General features: G+C 49.4%; 14 protein-coding genes. 6 read left to right on the plus strand and 8 right to left on the minus strand.

Going from position 1 to position 11,954, the window contains the following annotated elements; genetic code table 11:
- Positions 1 to 3 precede the first annotated feature (3 nt).
- The 5 genes from CWI82_RS09795 to CWI82_RS09815 are packed head-to-tail and all read left to right on the plus strand — an operon-like array spanning position 4 to position 3,666.
- On the plus strand, positions 4 to 876 hold the full coding sequence (locus CWI82_RS09795; protein WP_199286264.1) for a Dam family site-specific DNA-(adenine-N6)-methyltransferase: 873 nt from the start codon (positions 4 to 6) through the stop codon (positions 874 to 876).
- Entirely contained in the window at positions 873 to 1,319 is a 447-nt protein-coding gene (locus CWI82_RS09800) for a GNAT family N-acetyltransferase (RefSeq protein WP_130203402.1), read from the plus strand. The genes CWI82_RS09795 and CWI82_RS09800 overlap by 4 nt, the downstream gene beginning before the upstream one ends.
- Positions 1,316 to 1,996, plus strand: coding sequence for a class I SAM-dependent methyltransferase (locus tag CWI82_RS09805; RefSeq protein WP_130203403.1), 681 nt, complete (start codon positions 1,316 to 1,318; stop codon positions 1,994 to 1,996). Before CWI82_RS09800 ends, CWI82_RS09805 begins: the two co-directional genes overlap by 4 nt.
- Complete coding sequence (locus tag CWI82_RS09810; protein WP_092857456.1) at positions 1,989 to 2,471, plus strand: peroxiredoxin; 483 nt, start codon at positions 1,989 to 1,991, stop codon at positions 2,469 to 2,471. Before CWI82_RS09805 ends, CWI82_RS09810 begins: the two co-directional genes overlap by 8 nt.
- A 4-nt stretch (positions 2,472 to 2,475) precedes the next feature.
- Positions 2,476 to 3,666 carry a BaiN/RdsA family NAD(P)/FAD-dependent oxidoreductase gene (locus CWI82_RS09815; protein ID WP_092857458.1) on the plus strand — a complete coding sequence of 397 codons (1,191 nt, stop codon included), beginning with the start codon at positions 2,476 to 2,478 and terminating at the stop codon, positions 3,664 to 3,666.
- Here CWI82_RS09815 and dbpA read toward each other — a convergent pair.
- The 8 genes from dbpA to CWI82_RS09855 form a co-directional block, all read right to left on the minus strand.
- Positions 3,663 to 5,054, minus strand: coding sequence for an ATP-dependent RNA helicase DbpA (dbpA, locus tag CWI82_RS09820; RefSeq protein WP_130203404.1), 1,392 nt, complete (start codon positions 5,052 to 5,054; stop codon positions 3,663 to 3,665). The genes CWI82_RS09815 and dbpA overlap by 4 nt on opposite strands.
- A 63-nt stretch (positions 5,055 to 5,117) precedes the next feature.
- Complete coding sequence (locus tag CWI82_RS09825; protein ID WP_130203405.1) at positions 5,118 to 5,819, minus strand: SGNH/GDSL hydrolase family protein; 702 nt, start codon at positions 5,817 to 5,819, stop codon at positions 5,118 to 5,120.
- Positions 5,820 to 5,830: 11 nt separating this feature from the next.
- Complete coding sequence (locus tag CWI82_RS09830) at positions 5,831 to 6,574, minus strand: DsbA family protein (protein WP_165383920.1); 744 nt, start codon at positions 6,572 to 6,574, stop codon at positions 5,831 to 5,833.
- Complete coding sequence (locus tag CWI82_RS09835; protein WP_130203407.1) at positions 6,571 to 7,080, minus strand: protein disulfide oxidoreductase; 510 nt, start codon at positions 7,078 to 7,080, stop codon at positions 6,571 to 6,573. Before CWI82_RS09835 ends, CWI82_RS09830 begins: the two co-directional genes overlap by 4 nt.
- Entirely contained in the window at positions 7,077 to 9,149 is a 2,073-nt protein-coding gene (locus tag CWI82_RS09840) for a protein-disulfide reductase DsbD family protein (protein WP_130203408.1), read from the minus strand. Before CWI82_RS09840 ends, CWI82_RS09835 begins: the two co-directional genes overlap by 4 nt.
- 78 nt (positions 9,150 to 9,227) lie before the next feature.
- Entirely contained in the window at positions 9,228 to 9,587 is a 360-nt protein-coding gene (locus CWI82_RS09845) for a hypothetical protein (protein WP_130203409.1), read from the minus strand.
- A gap of 51 nt (positions 9,588 to 9,638) precedes the next feature.
- Positions 9,639 to 10,409 (minus strand): SDR family NAD(P)-dependent oxidoreductase, encoded by a 771-nt coding sequence (locus CWI82_RS09850; protein WP_130203410.1) that lies wholly within the window; start codon positions 10,407 to 10,409, stop codon positions 9,639 to 9,641.
- A 97-nt stretch (positions 10,410 to 10,506) separates the two neighbouring features.
- Positions 10,507 to 11,064: a TMEM165/GDT1 family protein gene (locus CWI82_RS09855; RefSeq protein WP_130203411.1), complete on the minus strand. Its 558-nt coding sequence runs from the start codon at positions 11,062 to 11,064 to the stop codon at positions 10,507 to 10,509.
- Positions 11,065 to 11,246: 182 nt separating this feature from the next.
- Here CWI82_RS09855 and fnr point away from each other — a divergent pair, with 182 nt between their 5' ends.
- The gene (fnr, locus tag CWI82_RS09860) at positions 11,247 to 11,951 is read left to right on the plus strand and encodes a fumarate/nitrate reduction transcriptional regulator Fnr (RefSeq protein ID WP_233340246.1); all 705 of its coding nucleotides are present in this window, start codon (positions 11,247 to 11,249) and stop codon (positions 11,949 to 11,951) included.
- Positions 11,952 to 11,954 lie beyond the last annotated feature (3 nt).

Consider the following 11,954-nt stretch of genomic DNA (forward strand, 5'->3'; position numbering starts at 1 on the left):
CCAATGAGCATGACGAAGCAGCGCGCCTTTCTCAAATGGGCAGGCGGTAAATATAATCTGATTGAATCAATTACCGCAGTGTTACCTGACGGCAATAAGCTCATTGAGCCATTTGTCGGCGCTGGTTCGGTGTTCCTGAATACCGACTACCCAAAGTACTTGCTCAACGATGTGAATCCCGACTTAATTACGTTGTTTAAGTTTGTGAAACGTCGTCCGAAACGTTTTATTGAAGATGCTCGCAAGCTCTTCAGTGTCGCGAATAATTCACCTGAAGCCTACTATGCGCTGCGGCAGCAATTTAATAGTAGTAGTGACCCGTACGAGCGTTCATTATTGTTTTTATACCTGAATCGACATGGTTATAACGGACTGTGTCGCTACAATTTGTCCGGGCAATTTAACGTTCCATTTGGGCAATATCAGCGCCCTTACTTTCCGCAAGCCGAAATTGAGTTTTTTGCCGAAAAGGCGCAGCATGCGACGTTCACCTGCATGAGCTTCGAGCAAGTATTTCGCCGCGCACGCAAAGGCGACGTGGTGTATTGCGATCCGCCCTATGCGCCGCTAAGTTTAACCGCCAATTTTACCAGTTATGCCTGTGGTGGCTTTGGTATCGATGATCAGACCGAATTAGCACGCCGCGCCGAGCATACGGCAAGAAAGCGCGGGATACCGGTGGTCATCAGCAATCATGACACTGAATTTACCCGCCTGTTATATAAAAAAGCTGAATTAGAGAGCTTACAGGTAGCGCGGTTTATCAGCCCGAAAGGCGATGGCCGCGGCAAGGTAGCTGAACTATTGGCGCTGTATGACAACGAGCGCAATAACGTTGTCACTTTGACCCCTGAACTACGGAAGCGGTTACGATGAATTGGCATTTAAAAGCATTTGCTGAGCTCAACACCACCGAGCTGTATGACATCATGCAACGGCGTGAACAAGTGTTTGTGGTTGAACAGACCTGCCCCTACTTAGATGCCGATGGCAGTGATATTCACGCGCTGCATTTGTGGGCCAATGACGGTCAACAAACCGTTGTAGCTTATACGCGTATTTTCTTGGGTAAAGACGGCGATGGTTACTCGCGCATTGGCCGCGTGCTCACTGCGCAATCCGTACGTCGCTCAGGCCTTGGCCGTGAACTCATGCAACGCGCTCTCGATGTCTGCCATACCTACACGCCAAACTTATCGATTCGCTTGGCGGCGCAAGTGTATTTGCGCGCGTTCTACGAAAGTTTCGGTTTTGTCGCGATTAGCGATGAGTACTTAGAAGACGATATTCCCCATATTGATATGGAACGTCAGCCATGAGCGTAGGCTCATCCGACAACGCTTTTGTGCTTGAACAAAGTGCGGACGGGTTACAACTGCGCTGGCTCGAACAGCCGAAAATGCATCCGTTACGAATTGATTTTTTAACTGGTAAAACTGCTTTTCGGGCAGCCCAAGCGCGAATTAAAGACGAAGCAATTGCGCGCGCATGCGGCTTGCACAAAATTAAAAATCCAAGCATCTTAGACTCAACCGCCGGACTAGGTCGTGATGCTCAGGTATTAGCTCAATTAGGCGCAACCGTGGGCTTAAATGAACGTCATCCGATAGTGAAGCAGTTACTTGCAGATGCCTTAAACCGACTGCATCAAGCCATACCAGAGTGGCGGCATCGACTATACTTGGTAGACGTGAGTAGCTTAGATGAGATTGCAGACGACAGCTTTGACGTGGTTTATTTAGACCCGATGTACCCCAAAGGTGATCGCAAAGCCAAAGCAGCCGTAAAGAAAGACATGCAAATGTTTCAACAATTAGTTGGCGCCGACGAAGACGCCGATGCGTTGTTGCAACCTGCGCTACGAATAGCTCGTCAGCGAGTGGTGGTGAAGCGACCGCAACACGCTGATTTTCTCGCCGGTGTTTCACCGCATGCCCAAGTGGTCAGCAAGAAACACCGCTTTGATTTATATTTCCCGGAGCAATATCATGATTAAAACCAATGACCGAATTCCTGCAGGCACGTTAACCGCACTTGGCGAAGTGGGTATGCAACAATTCAATCCAGCTGAGTTGTTTGCCAAAGGCACACACATTTTATTTGCGGTACCCGGCGCATTTACTCCAACCTGCTCGGAAAAGCACTTACCAAGCTTTGTCAAACACGCGAATGATTTGCGCGCACAAGGCGTACAAACCATCGCTTGTGTTGCGGTAAACGATGCTTTTGTCATGAAAGCTTGGGGTAAAGCCCTGAACGTTGATGACAGCGTGATGCTACTGGCTGATGGCGATGCGTCTTATCACCAGCAATTGGGCCTTATCAAAGAAACTGGTAGTTTCGGCGGCACCCGCGCGGAGCGTTATGCGATGGTTATTACCGACGGTGTGATCACACATTTGTTCGTTGAAGACGAGAAAACTTACGGCGTGAGTAGCGCTGAACACGTACTCGAAGCACTGCAAGGTTAATGCCGTGTCGCAGTCTGCCGTACATGATGTGATTGTGATTGGGGCCGGTGCTGCTGGCCTGCATTGTGCGGCAACTGCAGCAAAGCGTGGTCGACGGGTTCTGGTGCTCGATCACGCCAAGCAAGCTGGTAAAAAAATATTAATCTCCGGCGGCGGGCGCTGCAATTTCACCAATATGTACGCTAGCCCCGAAAACTACCTCTCGGAAAATCCGCACTTTTGTAAATCGGCACTCAGCCGTTATACCCAATGGGATTTTATTGGCTTAGTTAACGATTATGGCATTGCCTACCACGAGAAAACGCTCGGCCAACTTTTTTGTGACGATAGCGCCAAAGATATCGTCAATATGCTGGTGAAAGAGTGCAGCAAAAATGGCGCACATGTGCAATTACGCACCGAAGTTCTGAGTGTTGAACACACCGCTGATGGCTATGTGGTGAAAACTTCCCAAGGGCTGCTGCAAGCCGAAAAAATCGTTGTGGCTTGCGGTGGATTATCGATGCCTAAGCTAGGCGCTACCCCGCTCGGTTATCAACTGGCGGAACAATTTGGTCACCGCGTAGTGCCGGTGCGTGCTGGGCTCGTGCCGTTTACCCTGCATGATGCTGATAAACAACGCTATGCTGAACTTTCTGGGCTCAGTGTTGATGTGGTTGCGAGTAATGACCGAGCCAGCTTCAAAGAAGCGATGTTGTTTACTCATCGCGGAGTGTCCGGCCCATCCATGCTACAAATTTCATCCTACTGGCTACCCGGCGAAAGTATTGCCGTGAATTTATTGCCGCAAGACGATGTATTTACTGCCCTGAGCGAACTGCGCCAAAGCCGTCCACGCATGAGTTTACGCACCGCTATTCAAGAGTGGTTCCCGAAGCGCTTAGCTTTAACTCTCTGTGAGCAATATCAGTGGCCGGATAAAAACCTCGCCGATTGCAATAATGCGCTCCTACAAAGTGTTGCCGATACCCTTCACCAATGGCCCTTGAAGCCAAATGGCACGGAGGGCTACCGTACTGCTGAGGTCACTCTCGGTGGCGTTGATACCAACGAAGTGAGCTCGAAAACCATGGAGAGCCGCTTACAACCTGGCCTATTTTTCATTGGTGAAGTGCTCGACGTCACTGGCTGGTTGGGCGGCTATAACTTCCAATGGGCGTGGTCAAGCGGCTGGGTTTGCGGCGAGAGCGTTTAAAGTGCGCGAGCGCGAAAGCGTTTGCCTTTGATTTTGTCGTTGTTGATCAGGTTCAAAGCGTGCTTTGCGGCACTGCTTGCGACGGTTACAAATGCCCAACTGCTTTGTACCTTGATCTTGCCGATTTGCTGAACAGTTAATTTGTTGTCACGAGTCAGTGCACCAACGATATCGCCTGGGCGCAATTTATCTTTTTTGCCGCCGCTGAGTTGCAAGGTCACCCAATCCGATTGCAGTGGTTTACTGCTTGATGGTGCTGTGGGCAGCACTTGCAAACGAATCGGCTCGGCGAAATCATCTTCCAAGAGGCGCAACTTATAATCATCTTGCGCACCCACAAGCGTTACTGCAAGCCCTTCAGCGCCAGCACGACCGGTACGGCCAATGCGATGCGTGTGAGTGTCGAGATCATGGGCGATGTTGACGCTGATCACCATATCCAACTCGGCAATATCGAGCCCACGCGCGGCAACATCGGTTGCCACTAAGACACGTGCGCTACCATGACTAAATTGCACCATGGTTTGATCGCGGTCTTTTTGTTCTAAATCGCCATGCAGCGCAAGAGCACTAAACCCTTTCCCGATTAATTTATCGGTAATACGCTGTGCTTCCGCTTTAGTATTACAAAAAACGATGCAGTTTTGCGGCTGTTGGCTCAGCAGAATTTGCTGAACGGCGTACGCCGAATCGGTGTCATCCAGTTGATAAAATACTTGGCTGATTTTTGCGTGCGTTGGGGTTTCAGCAACTTTCAGTAACTGTGCCTGTTTGCTTACTTGCTGGCTCAGTTGCTTGATGCTGTTTGGATAGGTTGCACTAAACAGCAGGTTCTGACGCGTCGACGGCGTTTTTGCCACAATCGCACGGAGTTCATCCTGAAAACCCATCTCGAGCATTCTATCGGCTTCATCAAGCACTAATGTTTGTAACTTGGCAAAGTTCAGTCGATTCTGGTTGAGATGATCAAGAACACGCCCTGGCGTGCCGACTAAAATGTGCGCGCCATGCTCTAGCGAGGCGATTTGGATGCGGGTTGGAACTCCGCCACACAATGTCAGAACTTTCACGTTCGCCATGTTCTTTGCCAATTTACGAATGGACTCGGCCACCTGCTCTGCCAGCTCACGCGTCGGGCACAGCACTAGTGCTTGCGGAGCAAATTCGGTGACGTCTAATTTTGCGAGTATTGCTAAGGCAAAAGTAGCAGTCTTTCCCGAACCTGTTTGCGCCTGCACCACCACGTCATCGCCGCCTAGCATGAGCGGTAAGCTGCTTGCTTGCACCGGTGTCATTTGTTCGTAGCCGGCTTCGTTTAAACTTTTAAGCAACGCTTCAGCAAGGCCTACTTCGGCAAAATTTGATGCGGCTGGTAAGGATTTCGACATGGTGGGGTTCTTCTTCATTGGAAAGCGAGGCGCAAGTATAACAGAGATGTGGGCTGACCATTGCTAGATTTCTTGAATTGCGTCCGCCCATAACTTTGCGGCTTTTGCCGAGGGGTGAAAGCCATCTTTCGCCATGTACTCAGGCGCAAACGGCAAATCAAGTTCAAGATATTCACAAGCCGACTGCTGACAATGTACACGCAACGCGTCATCTAAACGACGTGCTTGTTGGCCTACAAACCAACGCAGCGGTTGCGGTAACGCTGGAAACTTATGCATTGGCGGCAGACCAGTGAAAATAATACGTTTTGCGCCGCGTTGCTCAGTTAAATACTGAGTTAGCGCTTGGAGATCGTGGCGCCAATTGGTCAGTGAGGTGCGCCGAGTGACATCATTCACTCCAGCAGAAATAAGCACCAAATCAAATGGTTCGGTTTCCGGTTGTTGCTGCGCCAATTGTAAAATACCGGCACAAGTTAAACTGGATTGCGCCCACAATTGCCAATCAACCGAATAGGTTTGCGCCGCTCGTGCGACCAGTTGGCCACAAACCGCTTCGTCTTGCGTGTCACAACCAACGCCTGCTGCGGCCGAATCACCGAGAATAAGTAATCGAATATGGTTACTTTTGCCACAGATTGAGCTTTTACGAGCCCCCTCTCGCTCACCCGCCGCTTCGGGTAGCCGGAGTGTATTTTTGCGAACTTGGCGCCCCTGCCATATCAACAAGGGCGCCAACACGATTAACGAAAGTTTCTGTAGCATAAATCTCAACGTTATTGTGCGAGTGTTTGCTGCACAATCTGTTTCAGCTCACTATATTCAATGTAGCCTGGAATGGTTTGTCCGCCCACCATAATGGCTGGCGTGCCACGCAATTGGAAATCAGCGAAGGCACGATAGTTGCGTTCAATCACCGTCGGTGTCGCTTTTGGGCTATCTAACTGCGAACGTGTACCGGTTTTACGCGCAATTTGCTCCAACGATTTGCCGGTATGTAAGCCATTCTTTTTATACAGAAGGTCATGTAATTCGGCAAATTGCTCCGGTTGGTTCTGCCACACATTTAGAGCAAAGTTAGCTGGATTTAAATTGCCGCCTTGCACGCTTTGTTGTCGCAGTGGCACCAGCACGTTGATCACTTTCACTTGCGGAAATTCTTCCACGAGCTTCTGCAAATGTGGTTCTAAGCGTTTGCAATATGGGCAATCATAGTCGGTAAAAACAATCACCGGCACGGTGCCATTTTCGTTACCAAACCATGGGTGTGCATCGTCATTATCAAGCAACCAACTGCCGTGGTCCTGTTGTGCTTGTTCGGCGGTTTTCTTGCTCGAAATGTATTGTTGCAAGCTATTTAATACACTCGGAATCACTTCCGGATTTTGCTGCAACAATTCATTAATTTGCTCCAGCTGTTGTGCTTGGTTCGGCGCTTGCTGGGCGCTAGTCGTCGCGCTTATCCCCAACAACACTGTCGCCAACAACAATGAAAACACTGTGCTCAATAGGTACTTCATAACTTCTCCAATTTTTGCATCCATTGCGCCCAAGTTAGACGCAACCATAAACCGACTGGCGTAGAAGCACCAGTGGTGTAAGAAACAATTTCGCCATTAGCAATGATAACAACCGTCGGGGTCGCATTAATTTGCCAACGACGCGCTAATTCACCCGTGTTGTCATTCACGGTTTCAAATTGATAGTCATGGTGTTGCAAATAGCTATTTAACCGCGCGTCATTGCCCGAGCGAATGGCCACGCTCAGCACGGCATGATCGTCCGCAAGCCAGTTAATGGACGGTGATACCCAATCACATACTGGGCACCAGATGGCCCAGAAGTACAGCATCACCGGCTGCTCATAACTACGAGCCAGAACATCGTGTTGCTGTTGCTCAATAGTCACGACACTGAGCGCATCAATCGGACCTGACGGCAGACCACGACTACGCCAACTGTCCACTGCAAAACTTATCGCAATGAATATGGCGAGATAGATAGCGAGTTGCTTGAGAAATTTCATCGGCGTGCCTGCTCAATTGCTTCTAACACAGCGTTATCTGTGAGTATCACTGGCAACGCTATGCCGTTCGGTGCGCCTGGTCCATAAACTTGATTAAACGGCACACCATAACGGTTATAGCTACGCAGATAATCCGTGATTTGCTCACTAGGGCGAGTCCAATCGCCTTGCATGAGTAAGACATCGTCGGCGCGTAACGCACTAGCAACCGGCTCTTGCAACAACACCCCTATTTTGTTGGCCTTACAGGTTACACACCAATCAGCTGTCACATCCACAAACACCACTTGTCCTTGAGCGACTGCACGCGCAATTGCATTTGGCTCAAGCGGTTGCCACGCATGCTCTTGTAGCTGCGTTGGCTGACTTGTCCAACTGCTGATGAGCAAACCAAACCCGCTCAGTAACATAGCGCCTGCGATAGCACCGATGACACCAGCTCGCCCAAAACGACGGTAGGCTAACATCAACGCCAATAACACCAAGGCGGCGACAATGAATGTAAACGTGGTGGCACTGACATGATTGCCAAGCAAACTAATTAACCATGCGGTGGTGAGTAACAGCAACAACGCAAAAATCCGATTTACCCACTTCAACCAAGGCCCCGGTTTCGGTAGTTTCATCGCGACGCTTGGCCATAGTGCAACCGCCAACCACGGCAGGGCCATACCAACACCTAATGCGATAAAAATCATCAATAGTTGTAAGTTAGATGCGGCCAGAGCAAAGGCAACGGCTGTGCCGAGAAATGGTGCAGTGCAGGGTGTCGCCAGTAAGGTTGCGAACATACCTTGAATGAAATGTCCCAATGTGGATTGATCACCGCGGGTGGCGACCCATTGTTGCATGCCTTGCGGAAGCTGAATTGTCCATAAACCGCTCACTGACAACGCAAACAAGCCGATGACGATTGCCATACCACCAATAAAATAAGGGTTCTGGAACTGGATGCCCCAGCCAATCGCGTGACCACCAAGCTTTAATAACATCAACATGAAAGCCAGAAGCACAAATGACGTGATGATACCAAGCGCCGAAGCAATAAATTGACGACGAACCTGACTTCGTTCACGCTCGGCAACCATCACCGACTGTAGCTTTAAGCCCAGTACTGGCAACACGCATGGCATGATATTCAAAATTAGCCCGCCCAGTAACGCCAGCGGAACCATCAACCACCAGCCTGTGGCGGTTGTTGATGAGCTGACGGTACCGGCATGCGCCGTTGCACTAAGTTCTGCCCGAATTAGCTCATCGGCGATAGTCACCTGTAGCGGCTCACCGGCTAGTTCGGGCTGTTCCAGCCAATGCGAAATTGCAAACCGCGCGGTCAGCTCATTGCCCTGATGGTGTTGCTCTAATAACTCGATGGTTAGATCCGCATAATCCTCGCGCAAACTATCCACAAAAATCCGCGGCTGTCGCCATTGCGCGGTATTTTTAACGGTAACCGCTAATTGTTGTTGCGACACCGACCAGACCATGTCAGCGACACTGAGCTGCGGGTGATCTCGATGCGGCAGGGCACTTTGCGCCTGCTCGTAAGCAAACATCGCATCCATATCAGCAGTAAGCTCACTTGGCGTGAAGTTTAATGCCAAAGGGAAGTCCGAGATCACGCAAATATTAGTACAGCTGGCTAAAGTTAGGAGCCCTTGCAGCGCAACGGGTTGCTGCCAATTTTCCACACTAATTTGCAATGGAAAGTTGATATCACCTTGATAGCCGACGGTTTCGATTCCTTGCACATCAAAACGCTCAGGTACCGGGAAGCGCCAAGCAATGTCGGTGATATTGACGGAGTCGTTCTGCCAAGCCAGCTGCGGTGGCACACCGCCTTCGCCCGGCGTGCGCCAATAGGTTTTCCAATTCTCGGCAAGCCGCACCTGCAACAGTGCCGCAACTTGACGTTGTTCCGGATCGGTTTTGCCTGGTATTAGCAAGCGCACTTGAACAGGAGGATGTTCTTCGAGTTGAATCCAGTCGGTCGCCACTTGGGCTTGAGCATTACTACTCAGCAACCATAGCAACAGTGTCGCCAACCAGATTTTTAAATTATTTATCATAGAGTTATCTCATGTATTCATGATTATTTATCACACATTCAGCAATGTGCAATCACACAGTTTTAAACCATGCCGGTGTTACTCATTGAATACACAAAATAGAAGGTGGGGTCGGCGTCGCCGATAACTGGGCGGCGCCTGCGCAAATCCAACAAATAGCTGACGAATAATAACCAGTAAGGTCACGCCCACAAACAGCGAAACCGCCGCGCCGCCATCTAATATATTGAGATGCGCCTGTTGCAGTAATTGCGAGGAGCTATCACACTCAGCAACCACCACCGTATCGCCAGCAGCACTGGTTTGGGCGTGATGTTGAGCTTGCGGACACCCTGCAGGGACCCAGCTACTTTGTTGGCCCCAACACAAAAACAGCACGCAAAACACCGCCATTAAGGCGGCATAAGCACGTTTTTTGTCAGCACCAAATCTCAACATAACTGTATTTTCTAATATCCAATATCTAAGAGCTAATATCGTCTTGGCTTTTTAACTGGCGCCCATGCCGCCGTCGACGCGATATTGGCAACCCGTAATAAAACTACTGTCATCAGACGCCAAAAACAACACTAAGTTCGCCACGTCCATCGGTTCGCCATAATGCTGCATTGGAATGATTTGTTCAAATTGGCTTTGCACTTCTTTACCATGGCCAGGGTTCATGGCTTCTTCGATAGCTCGCATCATTCGTGTATGAATGGGCGATGGATGCACCGAGTTAACGCGCACGCCAAATGGTCCAGCTTCTAATGCGGCAGACTTGGTCAAACCAACCACGGCATGTTTTGACGCCACATACGGACTCATATTGCCAAAGCCATCGAGACCCGCGACCGATGACATATTAATAATACTACCAGACTTCGCTTTGAGCATATGCGGCAAAGCGTACTTCATGCCAAGAAATACGCCGCGAGTATTCACTGCCATCACGCGATCAAAATGTTCGGTTGCTTGCTCATGCACAGCAGCGGGTCTGCATTCAATGCCGGCGTTATTGACCAAGACATCAATGCGCGAGAAATGCGCTAGAGTTGCTTGGATAAACTTCTGCACGTCGGATTCATTCGATACATCAGCGGCGACGCTAAACACACGATTGGCATGACCCAGCTCTTTTTCTGCGACATCTAGGTCAGACTGCTTTAAGTCGACAAGGCAAACTTTCGCGCCTTCGCGCAAAAATAATGCCGCGGTCGCAAGCCCTATGCCTGCGGCACCGCCGGTAATAATGGCTACTTTATCTTCAAGACGGGGCATCGCACACCTCCAGTTTTCTATCAATGTGCGATCAACTATAGATTAAATCTTGGTCAATTTTGTGATCATCGTTAAGTTTTTTTACAACCGCAGTGAATCACCAAAACAGAGCAATGATACCGAGAATAATGAACACCGCTGAAGCGATATAGCGAGCCAGATCAAGCGGGAGCTTCTGCATGAGTTTTCCACCGAGCAGTACAATCGGCACGTTCGCAATCATCATGCCCAAGGTGGTTCCAATTGTAACCGCCATCACACTGGTGTATTGCGCGCCAAGGACAATGGTCGCTACCTGTGTTTTGTCGCCAATTTCAGCAATAAAAAACAATATCGTTGTAGCGATAAATGCCCCATATTTACGCACTTCATTGTGTTCATCGTTGTCTGGCTTATCAGGAATCAGCACCCACAAACCCACGGCAATAAAGCAGGCTGCAACAATATAAGTCGCAATATTTTCAGGCAATACACCAACAATCCAACTGCCGAACCAAGCCGATACAAAGTGATTCAAAACGGTTGCCACAAAGATACCCGCAATAATCGACCATTTGTGACGATATCGCGCGGCTAAAAACAGGCTGAGTAATTGCGTTTTATCGCCGATTTCGGCGAGAGCGACGGTAACCGTCGAAGTGAGAAATGCGTCCAAAATCGGCTCCTTTTTGGTAGGGGCGCATTTTATCGATATTCCACCACTGACGCAAAAACTCTTTCGATCTACCCCTTGAGAGGGATCTCGGGGGTACTCCTTCAGCGCAAGGTTAATTTGCAACCAGACTGCGTATACTGCATGCATTGATATTTGATTTTGATCTGCATCAGGAAAACGTTATGGCGAATATGACTTCACACATTCATTGTCAAAATTGCAGCATGGCAGCTCTGTGTTTGCCATATCAGTTAGATCAAGAAGGTATGGCACGCCTCGATACCATTATTCAGCGTCATAAGCCGTTACACAAACGCGATGTGTTAGTAAACGCCGGCGCGCCACTGAAGTTTTTATATGCGGTTCGCAGTGGTTCACTAAAATCATACACGATTGATGATAATGGCGTTGAGCAAATCATCGACTTCCATTTACCCGGCGATTTGATTGGCTTCGACGCGCTTGCTAGAAGCGAACACCGAAGCTATACCCAAGCGCTTGAAACCAGCATGCTGTGCGAAATTCCCGTGAGCTCGCTCGATGATCTCGCGGAACAAATGCCAGGCTTACGCCGTCAAATGTGGCGCTTAATGAGCGGTGAGATTTTCACCAGCAAGCAATTGCTCGGAACACTCAATAATCGCTCTGCACAGCAACGTTTAGCGCATTTTTTGGTGACCCTTGCTGATCGCTTTAAAGAGCGAGGCTTATCAAGCCGTTCATTCCGACTCACCATGACTCGCGCTGACATCGGTAACTATCTGGGATTATCAGTCGAAACCATCAGCCGCATTCTATCTGCACTGCAGTTGGAGGGCGTGATTGATGTCCAGAACAAACTCGTCAATGTCATTGAGCCAACCCGCTTGCGCGAGCTGGCTCAGTAACTT

The sequence above is a fragment of the Pseudidiomarina tainanensis genome (assembly GCF_004214835.1).
Taxonomy (GTDB): Bacteria; Pseudomonadota; Gammaproteobacteria; order Enterobacterales; family Alteromonadaceae; genus Pseudidiomarina; species Pseudidiomarina tainanensis.